This window comes from Niallia circulans (assembly GCF_003726095.1).
Lineage (GTDB): Bacteria > Bacillota > Bacilli > Bacillales > Cytobacillaceae > Niallia > Niallia circulans_A.
Map to the genome: position 1 here is coordinate 4744205 of NZ_CP026031.1, position 16153 is coordinate 4760357.

The 16153-nt window shown below is 34.8% G+C and carries 9 protein-coding genes and 1 pseudogene; 7 read left to right on the top strand and 3 right to left on the bottom strand.

Features of this window, described 5'->3' with window-relative positions; translation table 11 throughout:
* Positions 1–28 precede the first annotated feature (28 nt).
* Positions 29–1582: an ABC-F family ATP-binding cassette domain-containing protein gene (locus C2I06_RS22670; RefSeq protein ID WP_047941682.1), complete on the bottom strand. Its 1554-nt coding sequence runs from the start codon at positions 1580–1582 to the stop codon at positions 29–31.
* A gap of 655 nt (positions 1583–2237) precedes the next feature.
* Here C2I06_RS22670 and C2I06_RS22675 point away from each other — a divergent pair.
* Positions 2238–3188: a glycoside hydrolase family 43 protein gene (locus C2I06_RS22675; protein ID WP_171510286.1), complete on the top strand. Its 951-nt coding sequence runs from the start codon at positions 2238–2240 to the stop codon at positions 3186–3188.
* A gap of 254 nt (positions 3189–3442) precedes the next feature.
* Here the strand turns inward: C2I06_RS22675 and C2I06_RS22680 are convergent, their stop codons facing one another.
* Entirely contained in the window at positions 3443–4036 is a 594-nt protein-coding gene (locus C2I06_RS22680; protein WP_095330810.1) for a LysE family transporter, read from the bottom strand.
* Between the two features lie 826 nt (positions 4037–4862).
* On the opposite strand from C2I06_RS22680, the gene C2I06_RS22685 reads away from it, so the two are divergent.
* From C2I06_RS22685 to C2I06_RS22710, 6 genes and pseudogenes are all read left to right on the top strand, one after another.
* A complete protein-coding gene (locus tag C2I06_RS22685; protein WP_164463765.1) occupies positions 4863–10385 on the top strand; it encodes a 5'-nucleotidase C-terminal domain-containing protein in 5523 nt (1840 codons plus the stop codon).
* 251 nt (positions 10386–10636) lie between these two features.
* The gene (locus tag C2I06_RS22690; RefSeq protein ID WP_123258914.1) at positions 10637–11128 is read left to right on the top strand and encodes a hypothetical protein; all 492 of its coding nucleotides are present in this window, start codon (positions 10637–10639) and stop codon (positions 11126–11128) included.
* 257 nt (positions 11129–11385) lie between these two features.
* Positions 11386–12600, top strand: a complete 1215-nt coding sequence (locus tag C2I06_RS22695; RefSeq protein ID WP_123258915.1) for a sensor histidine kinase — start codon at positions 11386–11388, stop codon at positions 12598–12600.
* A 75-nt stretch (positions 12601–12675) separates the two neighbouring features.
* A complete protein-coding gene (locus C2I06_RS22700) occupies positions 12676–13191 on the top strand; it encodes a hypothetical protein (RefSeq protein WP_338068390.1) in 516 nt (171 codons plus the stop codon).
* Between the two features lie 278 nt (positions 13192–13469).
* On the top strand, positions 13470–13964 hold the full coding sequence (locus C2I06_RS22705; protein ID WP_095330824.1) for a YehS family protein: 495 nt from the start codon (positions 13470–13472) through the stop codon (positions 13962–13964).
* Between the two features lie 17 nt (positions 13965–13981).
* Positions 13982–14688: pseudogene (locus C2I06_RS22710) on the top strand (M48 family metallopeptidase).
* 462 nt (positions 14689–15150) lie between these two features.
* Here C2I06_RS22710 and C2I06_RS22715 read toward each other — a convergent pair.
* A complete protein-coding gene (locus C2I06_RS22715) occupies positions 15151–16041 on the bottom strand; it encodes a LysR family transcriptional regulator (protein ID WP_095330836.1) in 891 nt (296 codons plus the stop codon).
* Positions 16042–16153 lie beyond the last annotated feature (112 nt).

Below are 16153 nucleotides of genomic sequence, written 5' to 3' on the forward strand. Positions count from 1 at the left end.
TATTCATTTGAGTACCCCTCAATTTTATTTAAAATACTTTCGTTGTCCAATCTTCACAATTCCAAATATCTGTCGCAATTTCACGATAGAAATCAGGTTCGTGGGATACCATTAAGATGCTTCCGCGATATTCCTTTAAAGCACGCTTCAATTCTTCCTTTGCATCTACATCTAAGTGATTGGTAGGTTCGTCTAGTATTAATAAATTCGTTTCTGTGTTTAAAATCTTGCACAAGCGAACCTTGGCTTTTTCTCCACCAGAAAGGACTTCAATTTTACTTTCAATATGCTTCGTTGTTAATCCACATTTTGCAAGAGCAGCACGGACTTCTGCTTGATTCATACTTGGGAATTCGCTCCAGATTTCTTCGATACAAGTGTTGTAGTTGGATTCTTTCACTTCTTGCTCAAAGTAACCAATATGTTGATAATCACCGCGCTCTACTTTACCCGAAAGAGGATTAATCAAGCCGAGAATACTTTTTAAAAGCGTAGACTTACCAATACCGTTTGCCCCAACGAAGGCAATTTTTTGTCCCCGTTCCATTTTTAGATTAAGAGGGCGAGAAAGTGGTTCATTATAACCAATAACAAGATCCTCCGTCTCGAAAATCCAACGACTGGCTGCGCGAGCTTCTTTGAATTTAAACTCAGGTTTTGGTTTTTCCTTCCCTAATTCAATAATGTCCATTTTGTCGAGCTTCTTTTGACGAGACATGGCCATATTACGAGTCGCAACACTTGCTTTGTTACGAGCAACGAAATCTTTCAAATTAGCGATTTCTTGTTGTTGACGCTTGTAAGCAGACTCTAGTTGCTGCTTTTTCATTTCATATATTTTTAAGAAGTTATCATAGTCGCCAGCATAGCGATTCAATTCTTGGTTTTCCATGTGGTAAATCAAGTTAACAACACTGTTCAAGAAAGGAATGTCATGGGAAATCAAGATAAATGCATTCTCATATTCCTGTAAGTAGCGTTTCAACCATTCGATATGCTGTTCATCCAAGTAGTTTGTAGGCTCATCTAGTAATAGAATTTCAGGCTTTTCTAGTAATAGCTTAGCCAGCAAAACCTTCGTGCGTTGTCCACCGCTAAGATCAGCTACATCACGATCTAGTCCGACATCGTCTAATCCTAGACCACGAGCAACTTCCTCGACTTTCGCATTAATTTGGTAGAAATCATTACTATCTAGCGTTTCCTGCAGCTCTCCCACTTCTGCAAGTAATGCATCAATATCAGCACCTTCATCACCCATTTTTGCATAAAGCTCATTAATCTCTGTTTCCGCATCAAAAAGATATTGAAAAGCAGTGCTTAGCGCTTCACGCATCGTCGTCCCTTTTTGAAGGACTGCATGCTGATCTAAATAACCAACACGGACTTTTCGTGACCACTCAATTTTCCCTTCATCAGGCTGTAGCTTTCCAGTAACAATATTCATGAAAGTAGATTTACCTTCACCATTTGCCCCAACTAGTCCAACGTGTTCTCCTTTTAAAAGCCGAAAAGACACATCATTAAATATTGCACGATCCCCGAAACCGTGACTTAAATTTTTTACGTTTAATACGCTCATTTTTTAACCCCTTTTCTACTATCACATGTTGATATCATACTTGATTTTGGCTGGATTTTCTAACTGGAAATTTATATTGTCTAAAATGTCTTTTGATTTGGATGGTAAAGGAACTTTCAACGTTTTTTATTGATTCTATATGGAAATCTTTTTCTTACTTCTCATAATAGGATAAAAATCTATTATACAATATGATAAGAGGTTTTCCCATATGGGAATAGTTGAATAAAAAATGAAATAATTGGTTGATGACTAAAAAGAAATTTAGAGGGTACATTCCATCGTAAGGCGAAAAGATAGAGCGGCTAAACATATAATAATCTATGTGATCTAAAAAAAGTGCAGCCTATTCATACTCTTTGGTAATTTTAAAGGAAAAGAAAGAATTGTAGAGAATAAATAGATTAGATAAGTAAAAGAGAGAGTAGGGATATGTATGGAATTCGGGGATTAATGAAACTATAAATATTCGTTTAGGAGATTAATAGAATAAAAATTATATATTTTCGATGAAGCGGGGGATTCTAAACAAACGGGGAGATAATGAAGAAGCAGAGCTTGCTCCTTATCTGATCATAGCTATTGATAGGGAGAAAAATGAAAACCCTTACTTTACGGATGATTTCAACATAAAAAAAGGATAGTGGAGGAAATGATGAGCAAATTAACTTTTTATAACCCAATTCTAGAACCTGGGGCAGATCCCTGGGTGTATAAAGATAACAATACTTACTATTTTATGGTAACGAAAAGGACAAGACTTGATTTATGGAAGTCACCCACATTAAGTGGAATAGCAAAAGGAAGTTGTAAAACGATTTGGTCTGCTCCGAATGAAGGAATCAATTGTGCAAATATTTGGGCTCCAGAAATTCATCGAATAAATGGGAAATGGTTTATATATTTCACCGCGAATGACGGAATAGGCGATGATCAATCAAGGAAGATTTTTGTGCTAGAGAATTCGGCGGAAGACCCGTTTAACGGGGATTGGGTAGAAAAAGGATATGTAAATACAGAATACCCTGGTTTAGATGGAACGATTTTTGAACATAAAAGTCGACTTTATTTTATATATGCTGGATATGGGAACTTTCCTGAGTATGGATCAGCTCTCTATATAGCTGAGATGGAAAATCCGTGGACACTTACTGGTCCGAATGTTTTATTGTCAAAACCTGAGTATGATTGGGAAAAGCAAGGTGGAATGGCGATTAATGAGGGACCAGTAATGTTAAAGAGGAATAATAAGTTGTTTCTAATCTATTCTGCTAGTACCACTTGGTCAGATGATTATAGTTTGGGGATGTTAACCATTTCAGAAAATGAGGATGTTATGAATCCCGAAGTTTGGCTTAAATCTACAGAGCCTGTGTTTAAGAAAAGTATCGAAAATAAGGTATTTGCTCCTGGCCATAATAGTTTTACACAATCCCCTGATGGCACAGAAGATTGGATTGTATATCATGCTATCTCCGAATCAGAAGGAGGCAGCCAGCGACGAAGTACCCGAATTCAAAAATTCAATTGGAATGCCGATGGTTCTCCTAATTTTGGAATCCCATTATGTACATCAACACCGATTACCATTCCTTCTGGTGAGTGATAAGGAGGGAACAGAGAAATTTGGTATGAGCATAGTGTTGCAGCGGAATTTTCCAAAAGATAATGATTTTAAAAGTAAAGGGATATAGATGAATTTTTTCGATTGTTTTTTTAGAGCTGGTTTTAAAGACAAGCTCTTGGAACAGTCTCTTATTATCTATGCTTTATCGTTTTGAAATTTTTTTAAGAAGGAAGAGTTCAGCAAGAAAAATTGGAGGGGGATTCACCACCCTCCTTCTTGTCGTATGTATGAATTTAATGTAAAACAATGGAAATAGCGCTATATATTAATAACAAGGCCATTATGATATTAAATGGCTTCTGATATTTTGATAATGACTTCTGAAAGATGGAGCCAAATATACTCCAACATAATGAGCTTAGAAATCCGATAATCCCTAAAAATAATGAAAAGATAAAATAACTAAAGTAAGAAGTGTAGTAAGGCAATATAAAGGTTGATACAACTGTAATCCCATACAAAATTCCTTTTGGATTAATAAATTGTATCAAAACGCCGATTAAAAAAAGATTTTTGTTTGTCTCATCATTTTTTTCATTATTATTATGGATGCTTTTACTCGTAAGTGTTTTATAAGCTAAGTAAAGAATATAGCCGACACCTAAAATAGTTAATGGTAACTTTATAATGGGCAGGATACTTATAAGCAAAAGATTAAAAATACTACACATCAAAGCTAAAACAAAAAAGCCAGCTGAAACTCCCAAACTGAACTTAATAGTTTTTTTAAATCCATATTTATTAGCAAACGACATTGCCATAAAATTATTTGGACCTGGAGTAAAGCTGCTAACTAATACAAACAAAAGGAATGATAAAAAGGGCATATTTAACCTCCATTTCTACTTGATATATTGTAATCTATGAAGATTACAATATACCACACTTTTGTTATATTATACAAAGTAGTGATGAGGAGTTTTTCCATTATGTCTGGAGTCATTCTCATTTTCAAAATACGGATCCAATTTAGGGCTGAATTTTTTAATTCAGCTTTTTTTAGTCGTAAACTTGCTTATTTTATTTTTATTCATGTAGGAAGTATATCTAAATATCTAAAGGAATGCTGATTTATAAATAGGAGTTTGTTACTAGTTTTTTTATTTGGTATCAAAAAAATTAGACAGAAGAAGTTGGACTTTTTAAAGATTGTTATTCCGAATTCATGTTATAGAAAACGTTTTTTTATTAAAAAAAACTTATTCATATTACGACAAATAGCATTAAAATTCTATTTTTTTTGTAAATTCTTTATATTTTTGAAAATGTATCTTGTTATGCGATTTATATCATTATACAATGATTCACGGATAGGTTTGTTATATTTTAATAGTAAAAATATAACTTATTATCCTTCGATTAGTTGTATAGGTGTTTAGGCCTATAACATTTTATGAGCTACAACTATATTGTAAGAAAAAGGATGTGACAAAGAAACTAGCTAATTTTGCAGTGGTACAGTGGATTGTGAAAAAGTTATGGATGGGAAGCTGAATATGGAAAACTACTATTCTATTAGGATAATTTTCTAACAGGACTAGGACCTTAGTAGTTCATCTTCAGAATCTTGTATGTGTCATTTTCAAACAAGATAGTCTCCTTTCGAGACGTCCGAATCATGAAGCTAATCTAAAAAATATGAGGAGAAAAAACATGAAAAGAAGAAATAAGAGGAATCTTAGTGTTATTACGATAATTGCTATACTTTTTAGTTTATTCTCACCAGTAGCTAATCTAAATGTAAAGGCAGAAACGGTTGTAGCTACAGATTTGATTATCTCAGAATATATCGAGGGAAGCAGCTTTAATAAGGCGATTGAGTTATATAACGGAACTGGCGCTGATCTTGATTTAAGTCAGTACAGTCTTGGAATTCATACAAATGGTGCAGAGAAAATTTCCCATAAGCTCTCACTAAACGGTACATTAAAAAATGGCGAAACTTATGTTATTTATCACGGTCAAGCCGATGAAAAAATAAAGGCAAAAGGAAATCTAGAAAATTCGACGGTAATTAATTTTAATGGTAACGATCCTCTTGTTCTATTAAAAGGAGAATCTATTATTGATTCACTTGGCCAAGTTGGTTCGAATGCTGATTTTGCTAAAGACGTTACGTTAATTAGAAATAGTGATGTTTTATCTGGTGACAAAAATATTAAAGATAGTTTTGATCGAAATGTAGAATGGACGAACAAAGGAATTAATTCCTTTGATAATCTTGGCATACATACTTTTGGTACAGCTGCTCCTGAAGAGCCAACTGAACCTGCAGAACCAGAACCTGCTATTTCGATCGCAGATGCTCGTGAACTTGGCACTGGTAAAACAGTCACGATAGAAGGAATTGTGACAACAAATTCAGGACTTTGGGGAAGCGAAACTTTTTATATGCAAGATTCCACTGCTGGAATGTATGTTTATGCTAGCCCTAAATCTGTTAAGCCAGGAGAGAAGATAAAAATAACGGGCGTATTGAAGACATATAAAAATGAACTGGAAATTGAACCAGAAAGTCTTGATATCGTGTCTTCAGACAATGATCTGCCAGAAGCGCAGTCTGTTACGGAAGTAACTGATTCCACACAAGGTGAATTGCTTACATTACAAAATGTTACAATCTCTGAAATGACAAAGGATAGCTATGGCACTGCTACATTCCAAGCTGTATTTGAAAGTGGAGAAAAGGTACGTGTTATCCACGATAATCGTACAGGTTCCACTTATGATGACTTAATCAAGCAATACAAAGAAGGAGATAAAGTTCATCTTACCGGAATCGGATCAATCGATGAAACGGGGTATCATCTAAAAACTACTGGTCTTAATAGCTATGATTTAGTGAATAAGCCAGCCGTTTACTCCACACAAACACCAGGGGTAGTCCCAGCTGGTACAGAGGTTGAATTGAATTCTGGTCTAGAAGATGCAGCTATTTACTACACAACAGATGGTTCTACACCAACTGAAAAAAGTACAAAATACACACAGCCAATCTCTTTAAAAACGGGTGAAACTACGATTAAAGCAATTGCTGTAACAAATGGTACAGTAAGTGATGTATTTAGCTTTACTTTTAAAATTCTAAATACGGAAAATCTCCGTATCCATGATATACAAGGAAAAGGGCATATTTCTGAATATAATGGTTCTTCTGTTACGGACATAACTGGTGTTGTAACCCATGTGTTTGGGTCAAGCAGTTTTGTTATGCAGGATGTGGATGGAGCAGATACAGATATCGAAACATCTGAAGCAATTGAAGTATACAAGTCCTCTCACGGGGTTTCTGTTGGAGACAAAGTTTCCGTTAATGGAACTGTTACGGAATATGGCGGAGGAGCTAATCTGTCCAAAACACAAATTACCGCAACATCCATTACTAAAGATGGGACGGCTGAACTACCAGCTCCACTTATTATTGGGAAAGATATTTTTCCTCCAAACAAAGTAATTGATAATGATGAAATGACATCTTTTGATCCAGATGAAGATGGAATTGACTTTTGGGAATCTCTTGAATATATGCGTGTATCATTCCCAAATGCACTAGTAGTAGGACCACCGTATTCGAATGATGTGCCTATTATTGTGGAAAGCACGACGAATAATACGTTAAATAATCAAGGTGGATTAAATATTGCTGAAGACGATTATAACCCAGAAAAAATCTTTTTAGATAATGTGGGAAGTGATTTCCAGCCAGGTGATAAGTTTAATGGTGATGTTATCGGTGTCGTAACCTATTCAAGTAATGGTTATCAATTATCTGTTAATAAAAACGAATTACCTACTTTAACAAAATCCAATTTAACACAAGAAGTTACTCATATTGTCCCGGCAGAGGATAAATTAACCGTGGCTTCATACAATATTGAGAATTTCTCTAATAATAAAGCAAACACTCCAGATGCCAAAGTAGCTAAAATTGCCAAGTCATTTGTAGAAAACATGAAATCTCCTGATATTATTACGTTAGTAGAGGTTCAGGATAATGATGGAGAAACTGATTCAGGAAACTCTGATGCATCAGAAAGCTATCAACGTTTAATCAATGCAATTGTTGCTGCAGGTGGTCCAGCATATAAATGGATAGACGTGGCTCCTGTAAATAACACAAACGGTGGAGCTCCTGGTGGCAATATTCGTGTTGGTCATCTTTACAACCCTGAACGTGTAACATTGGTTGAAGGAACGAAGGGAAAAGCAACGGAAGCAAATGGATGGACGGAAACAGGGAACCTTACATTAAACCCAGGTGTTATTAACCCAGAAGCATTTACTAACACACGTAAACCACTTGCTGCAGAATTTGAATTTAAAGGTCAGCGTGTTGTAGTAATCGGAAACCATTTGAATTCTAAAGGTGGAGATCAAACTTTATGGGGAGCTAACCAGCCGCCTGTACTGTCTTCTGAAGCAGAGCGCATCAAGCTTGCCCAAGAAGTAAACAACTTTATTAAAGAAGGGCTTGTCAAAAACCCTAACTTAAATGTGGTTGTAACTGGAGACATGAATGATTTTGAATTTACACCGGCTCTTAAGGCTTTAAAGGGTGAGATTTTAACAAATATGGTGGAAAAGGTTCCAGCTGAAGATCGTTTCTCCTACTTCTTCCAAGGTAACAACCAAGTACTAGACCATATTTTAGTAACAAATAGATTAGCAAATGTAACAACGGCTGATATGATTCATATTAACGCAAACTTTACGGAAGCAACTGGACAAGCATCTGACCATGATCCAGTAATGGTTCAACTTGATTTATCTAATTTACCAGAAGTACCTGATTTAACTATTATGCATACTAATGATATCCACTCAGCTTTGGATAACATACCGAAGACAGTTACTGCGGTAAAAGAAATAAGAGCAGCAAATCCAGATGCCCTTCTCCTTCATGCAGGAGACCAGTTTACAGGGACCTTATACTTTAATGAATTCCAAGGAAAAGCTGATTTAGCGATGCTGAATTTGCTTGGCATTGATGCAATGACCTTTGGAAACCATGAATTTGATTTAGGATCTTCTGCAGAAGGTCATCAAGCGCTAGCTGACTTTATTAAGGGAGCAAACTTCCCATTTGTCAGTGCGAATGTTGATTTTTCGAAAGATGAGAAATTTACTGGACTTCAGAACAAATCGATTGAATCGAATAGTGAAAACGGAAAGATATATAATGGCATTGTCAAAGAAGTAAACGGAGAGAAAGTTGGGATTTTTGGATTAACGACAGCGGAAACGGCGGATATTTCTAGCCCAGGATCGATTGCTTTTGAAAACTATTTGAAAGAAGCAGAAAAAGCAGTAGAAGCTTTTGAAGAAGCAGGGGTAAATCGAATTGTTGCCTTGACCCATATTGGATATGACGATAATGCAGCAATTGATAATGATTTAATTCTTGCGGAAAAAGTAGAAGGTATTGACGTGATTGTCGGTGGTCATAGCCATACAACATTGGAGAAACCAGTAATAGTAGACGAGGATGAAACACCTACGCTAATTGTTCAAACTGGTAACTCAAACAGCAATCTTGGCGTTGTAAATGTAACTTTTGATGAAAATGATGTAGTGAAGACTTATGACGGTCACTTAGTAGCTATCGGTGCTCAAGAAGAGGATGAAGAAGCTGTTAAAGTATTGGAGCCATTTAAAGAGAAAATTAATCAAGTGGCAAAAACGGAAATCGGCGTGTCCTCACCAATTGCATTAGAAAGTCCACGTACGAATGGCGATGATACAAAACCAAGTGTCCGCAAGAATGAAACGATTTTAGGGAACTTGATTACTGATGGAATGCTTGAGAAGTCAAGAACGTTCACTGGTAAAAATATTATTATGGCCCTGCAAAATGGGGGGGGAATCCGTGCAGCAATTGATAAAGGACCAATCACTGTTGGTGAAATAATCACGGTCCTTCCATTTAACAACACATTAGCAACCATGGATGTAACAGGTGCTGAGCTAAAAGAGGCATTTGAAATTTCTTTAGGTCAGTATCCAACAGAAAATGGTGGTTTCTTACATGTAGCGGGTGGAAAAGTTGTATATGATGAAACAAAACTACCTGGAGAGCGAATTGTATCTGTTTCCTATTTAAATGAAGCTGGTAAATATGTAGAAGTACAAGATGATACGATGTACACAATTGCTACAAATGCATTTACTGCCAAAGGTGGAGACGGCTATGACGTTTTTGCTAAAGCTTATGCAGAAGGACGCGTTACAGACTTAGGACTATCTGATTGGGAAAACTTCCGTGACCATTTAGTAAGTATTGGAAGCGAGGGAATTCCTACTGAAGTAGAAGGCAGAATTATTGATGTGAGTCAGGAGCCAGGAGAAGAGCCAGGAGAAGAGCCAGGAGAAGAGCCAGGAGAAGAGCCAGGAGAAGAGCCGGGTGAAGAACCAGGACAAGAGCCGGGTGAAGAACCAGGTAAAGAGCCAGGACAAGGACCTGGAGAAAAGCCAGGCAATAAGCCAGGAGAAAAACCTGGTAACTCAAATAAAGTAAAAGAAATTAAACCGAAAGTAATAAAGGATGGTAGCAAGTATAAGATTAGTGATTCTGCCCTTGCAAATATTGCGGATAATGCTGTAGTTGTTATCAAACTGGATAACAAAATCAATGCAACATTTACATTAACAAAAGAGCAAGTCCAAGCTTTACAGAAAGCAGGAGCATCGATTGTAGTAAGTAATGGAAATGTAGAAGTACAAATCCCTGCCTCCGTTCTTCCGTTAGCTGAAAACGTAAATATTAACGTGAAGAAAATGGAAGTAAAAGGTTCCATTATTGCTTATGACTTTACAATAGAAGCTGATGGGAAAACGTACCATGAATTTGATGATAAAGTGAAACTCACATTTAAAGTTGATCTAAAACGAGTCAAAAATCCTAAAAATGTAAAAGTTTATTATTGGAATGAAAAAGCAGGAAAATGGGAATTGATTGGTGGAGACTATAAGAACGGCAAGGTGTCCGTTTATACGGATCACTTTAGTACGTATGGTGTATTTGAAGGACAGCCAAAGTCTTCTAATGCTCCAGCTCATCAAGCTAATGAGCTTCCAGATACAGCGACAAACAACTTTAATATTTTAGTTGCAGGGTTTATGTTACTTATAGTTGGTATTGGTTTGTATTTTGTGAAGAGAAGAAAAACAAATTTTTAAGAAGTAATTAGTAATTGATTTTTATTAATCTCGTTTATATTAAATACTAAAAAACCCTAAAAATTGCCTAACCGCATTTTTTAGGGTTTTTTAGTAGGTTTACATCTTTAAACTTGAGAGGAAATTATAAATATATTTGAAATAGTATTACTATCTAATGTTAGGTAATTTATAAAAGGCGCTGTATATAAAAAAATAAAATCCGATTTTTGGGGAATAGTAATCTTAATGAATAATAAAGGGTGGGCACGATGAAAATAATGAAATATTCCAAGACACTGTTGATTTTGTCGATGATCGTACCTTGGGTTACGGTACCCTTATTAGGTAAAAATACACTTAAACGATATATAGCTGCAAGCACGTTTATTGCGTTGATGGTGAGAGTGACAAATATTGTTGCTAAAAGACGTAAATGGTGGTGGTGGTATGAAAAAATCCATCAAATACTACCAGGAGACATTCCGTTTATGCTAGGATCCTTTTTTGTAGGTTCCATTTGGATATTAAAATGGACATACGGAAAGTTCTTTACTTATATGGGGATCAATATGGCATTTGATTCCATGTTTACCTATGTTATTGTACCTTATTTAACTAAGTTTGGAATAGCATCTTTGGTACGAATATCCAAAATGCAGCTAATGTATGTTTTTACGGTGTTAGCTTTAATCTTATATGCTTTTCAATTTTTATATGAAAAGATTCCGTTTAATAGGTGGAAACTAAAACATACAGAGTAAAAGAATTTTAGCAAGACCAAAAAATATGATGATATAGTGAAATTGGATAAAAAAGAGAGCAGTTTAAGAAAGTACGAATGGAATAATCACAGATTCGTTCTTTCTTTATCTATTGTAGTGAAAATTAATTGTGGTAATGAGTCTAAAGAATCAAATATTAAGGTGTGTTAAATAGAGTTAATAGTAAAATATACCCCTTTCTTCTGAAAAAATGTTATATTTTAGATGGAAAAAGATTAAGAGCAGAAGGGGTACTCATGAAAGAGATTAAAAATAATGTAAATAGAAAAATATACTATATTATCGTTTGGACAGTGATAGCTATTATTATAGCTGGATTATTTATTAATAATCCCCGTCTAGATGATTTTGGAGTGGCATATGTATTTCAGCTGATAATGGCATTTTGTCTATCTCTTTGTTTGTTGCTGTATCCAAAGAATGGGACAGATAGTTATAGATTAATCATTATCTTATTGGGCTCCACCTACTTTTATACATTGTGTATCCTATATCCCGAAACTGGATCCAATTTTATTTTACTTTGTTTTATACCAATGCTTTCTATTTTATTTTTCAATTCGAAGCTATTTTATTTTTCCTTGTTTTTAAATAGTTTCTTCATTTTGCTTTTATTTGCTTACATTCTTTTTGTAAATCAAAAATCTCAATATAGCTATATAGAACAAGATGTAATTGGAAATTTATTGAGCTTTCTTGCGAGCCAAATTATCGTTTATTTTATTTTTTATTTAACAAATGTTCGAATGAAGCGGCAACATGTATATGACGAACAAATTCAGCATTCAGAGAGGTTGAAGACATCTGGTCAGCTTGCGGCTGCGGTTGCTCATGAAATTAGAAATCCTTTAACGGTTGTGAAAGGTTTTTTGCAGTTTTATAAAGAAGATCATTCCTTTACTCCTAATCAGAAGCATCATTTTGCATTAATGATCGATGAATTGAATATGGCAGAAGAAGTAATTTCTCAATTTTTAACGATGGCGAAACCGGAACAAGAAAAAGTAACAGAAATCGTAGATGTTAAAGCTGTCCTTCAGAGTGTAACAGATTTACTGCATTCATATGGACATTTACACGATAATCAAATTGAATTGAATGTGACAGATGATTGTATTGTTTCTGCAAACATCATTGAATTAAAGCAATTGTTTATTAATATTATAAAAAATGCTATTGAGGCTTCTAAATATGGCGATTTAGTAAGGGTAACGGCAAAAAGAGAGCAAGATTTTGTTGTCATAAATGTCATCGATTATGGAAAAGGGATGTCAGAAGAAGAAATTGCCTTTCTAGGAACCCCTTTTTATTCTTTAAAAAGAAAAGGAACCGGTCTTGGCTTGATGATTTGTTTTAATATAGTAGAAAAATATAATGGCGAGCTAAAATTTAAAAGCTTAAAGGATTATGGAACGACGACCATCATTCGTTTTCCGTATTATCTAGTATAAATAGAAAGCTAAAACCTAGGGAATACTCTTTCTCTAGGTTTTAGCTTTTATAGATGAAAAAGGAAAACGATTGGAATGATTTTTTTCTTTATGGGGATAACTAATAAAAAAGGAAATAAACAAATGATTGGACTTTTCATCGCTATTATTGGGGTCAATATTTTTGCATTTAAGGTAAACAAATATGTAACAAAAGCTCAAATGGTAAGCATCTGGGCCTTTACCGTTGCATTTCAAGCGGGCTTTGATATTTATATATCTTTTAAATACCATGGTTACTGGTATTTTGATAAAGATGCGATTGAATGGATAGGGCTTCTTCCACATCTCGCTCTTGTGCCACCTGTGAATATTATCTTCCTAAATTGGTATCCGTTTAAAAAATCATTTATTAAACGTTTGATTTATTTTGCCTGCTGGACGATAGGGATTTTAATTTATGAGGTCATTACACTTTTACCAGAGCCATGGGGATATTTTCATTACGGATGGTGGAATGTGTGGATTTCTGTAATGGTTGATCCGGTACTTTTGTATATTTTATTACTGTATTATAAGTGGATATCTAAGTTAGATAATCTCCCTAATTAAAATTCATTTAGCCCAAGAAATTGGGTTATTTTTGTTAGAAAGGGATTGTTTGTTTAAGGAAAGGAAGCAGTATGCATTTCTTTTTGAATTGGGGTATGCCTAGTGGTTAGCTATGCACTTTCAGAGAGCAAGCTGATGACTATTTAATTATTAGTAGAAGATCCTTTGTGATCTAGAGGTACTATACTTTTTAAGGATAATTATTTATGATTAACACTAGAACTCTACTGAAGGTAGATGAAAAGCATATAGTTGTTTTGAAAAATGGAGGTAAAATCATGGAAAATAATGATATTTTAATTCGTTTAAGATACGCGTTAGAAATAAAAAATAGTGAAATGGCAGAAATTTTTAAGCTTGGGGGAAAAGAGGTTTCTGTACCTGAAGTAGTAAGAATACTGAAGAAGACAGATGAAGAGGCAGAAAATGATGATCAAATCAAATTGACAAATAGTATGTTAGATTCCTTTTTAAATGGCTTTATTATTTATAAGCGAGGAAAGCAAGAGCCAAAACCAGGACAACCAAACACACCTGAATCATCGATAAAAAACAATACAAGTGTTAATAACATTTTATTAAAGAAAGTTAAAATTGCGCTGTCATTAACGACAGAGGATATGATTGATATATTTAAAAAAGCGGGGTTAAATGTGTCCAAAGGAGAATTAGGAGCTTTTTTAAGAAAAGAAGGCCATAAAAACTATAAAGTATGTTTAGATAATTTCGCCAGAAACTTCTTAAAGGGATTAGCTATTAAATACAGAGGATAAGTAAAGGTAGTGACGATATGCTACATACCTACTTAGGGGAAACAATCCGTTATGAAATAAATATAAAAATCGTACCTCCATTGGAATAACAATGGATGGCTATGGAAACATTGAAATTTTGGCTCCCAAAAAGACACCAGACGAATATGTCCATCAAGTACTAGAGCAAAATTGGAACCAAATTCAAACCAGAATAAAAGAAATGCAGACAAGAATGGCAGGTCCACAGAAAAAGGTATATGAGAATAAAGAGAGATTTCTTTATTTAGGTAATACCTATCCTATTCATATTATCCAAGAAATGGCGGTTGTCCAAGAACAGGTTAAATTCGAAGAGGACAAGCTGTGTATCTATATAAAAGAGTATGATAAGAAAAAAATAAAAAAATTATTAAAAAGGTATTATTATCAGCAAAGTAAGTCTTTAGTGGAAGAGAGGGTCTCCTTCTATCAAAGTAACTTTAAAACAAAGCCTCGGTCGATACGGATTACGGATAGCAAAACTAATTGGGGCACCTGTGATTCTAATTTCCAATTAACCTTCAATTGGAGGTTAGCGATGGCTCCAATTGAGGTAATTGATTATGTTGTTGTTCATGAAATGTGTCACATGGTTCATCTTAATCATGATCGCTCTTTTTGGAGACTTGTTGGGAAGATAATGCCTAACTACAAGGAGAAAGAGAAGTGGCTAGCTTTATCTAATTGGAAAATGACAGTCTAGTTATATAAGGGGAGAAAACAGAATTTTGACTGGAGCATTAATCCAGTCTTTTTTCTTTTTTGAATGATGGAGGTTGATAGCTTAAAAGCTATCATTAATTTCTTGTACTTTGGCTGATAAGAGCTAAAGTTTGGCTGATAAGAGCTGGAGTTTGGCTGATAAATTCTAGGTTTGGCTGATAAGAGCTGGAGTTTGGCTGATAAGAGCTGGAGTTTGGCTGATAAATTCTAGGTTTGGCTGATAAGAGTTGAAGTTTGGCTGATAAATTCCAGGTTTGGCTGATAAGAGTTGAAGTTTGGCTGATAAATTCCAGGTTTGGCTGATAAGAGCTGGAGTTTGGCTGATAAATCCCAGGTTTGGCTGATAAGAGCTGGAGTTTGGCTGATAAGAGCTGGAGTTTGGCTGATAAGCCCTTAACTTTGGCTAATATCCTAAAAATATCTTACCTCTTTTGCAAATGTCTCAGTTCTTTTTATTAATTTCCTTAAACGAATCAATCATATGCTGCCGAAATTGTCTTGCTACATATGAATAATGTCTATTTTTTAACCAAGCGAAACCAACCATTTGATAACAATGGGGATTTTTTAAACGAATGATTTTACTATTAGTTAGTTGTTTTCCTAAAAAAGAATACTGAGGATAAAAGGAAATACCTTGTCCTTCGTCAACGAGCTGCAGAACTATCGACAGTTCCGTTCCTTCAAATACAATATTAGGTGTAAAGCCAGCTTGTATACAACATTGTTCAAACATACTTGTAGATTCTAATCCTGACTTATAGCCAATAAATCGTTCATTTTTTACATCTTGCAAATCAATTTCATCTAAGTGTGCTAGTCGATGGTTTTTTGGAACGATTAAATCCAACCGTTCTTTTAAGATAGGCAGCCATTCTATATCCGGCCCTGTTATGGGTGTATTAGAAACGCATAATTCAATTTCTCCCCGCATTAACCGTTCCTTTGCAATAAAATCAGGTAATATCGATTGTTGAATCCGTACATTGGGTCTTCTTTCATAGAAACGTTTGAATATAGAAGGAAGAATAGTGGAACTCATGACACTAACCGATACTTGATCTTCCTCTATTTCAGCCATTTCTTGAATTGTTTCATGGGCGTCTTCTAAGATTCTTAGAGCGTGTTCTACTTCTTTCGCATAAAACTTCCCATAATTATTCAACCGAATATTCTTCCCATTTCTATTGAATAAAGGAACACCTAAATCCTCTTCTAATCTAGCGATTGTTTTGCTTAGTGATGATTGTGAAATATCTAAATGAAGTGCTGCTTGAGACATATGCTCAGTCTTGGCAACAGTTAGAAAGTAGTGTAACTGTAATAATTGCATACGAACCCCTCTTATGAATCATAATAAATATATATATTCCTTTGCTTCTATTGTATCCATTTTCGGAAAGGATTACGATAAAAACGAATTCACAAATTTGTCACATTTAAAT

What these genes read in the sequence shown, in the direction of transcription:
- C2I06_RS22675 (WP_171510286.1), top strand. Translation starts at nt 2,238, where the DNA reads ATGAGCAAATTAACTTTTTATAACCCAATTCTAGAACCTGGGGCAGAT.
- C2I06_RS22700 (WP_338068390.1), top strand. Translation starts at nt 12,676, where the DNA reads ATGATTTTTTTCTTTATGGGGATAACTAATAAAAAAGGAAATAAACAA.
- C2I06_RS22695 (WP_123258915.1), top strand. Translation starts at nt 11,386, where the DNA reads ATGAAAGAGATTAAAAATAATGTAAATAGAAAAATATACTATATTATC.
- C2I06_RS22715 (WP_095330836.1), bottom strand. Translation starts at nt 16,041, where the DNA reads ATGCAATTATTACAGTTACACTACTTTCTAACTGTTGCCAAGACTGAG.
- C2I06_RS22670 (WP_047941682.1), bottom strand. Translation starts at nt 1,582, where the DNA reads ATGAGCGTATTAAACGTAAAAAATTTAAGTCACGGTTTCGGGGATCGT.
- C2I06_RS22690 (WP_123258914.1), top strand. Translation starts at nt 10,637, where the DNA reads ATGAAAATAATGAAATATTCCAAGACACTGTTGATTTTGTCGATGATC.
- C2I06_RS22705 (WP_095330824.1), top strand. Translation starts at nt 13,470, where the DNA reads ATGGAAAATAATGATATTTTAATTCGTTTAAGATACGCGTTAGAAATA.
- C2I06_RS22680 (WP_095330810.1), bottom strand. Translation starts at nt 4,036, where the DNA reads ATGCCCTTTTTATCATTCCTTTTGTTTGTATTAGTTAGCAGCTTTACT.
- C2I06_RS22685 (WP_164463765.1), top strand. Translation starts at nt 4,863, where the DNA reads ATGAAAAGAAGAAATAAGAGGAATCTTAGTGTTATTACGATAATTGCT.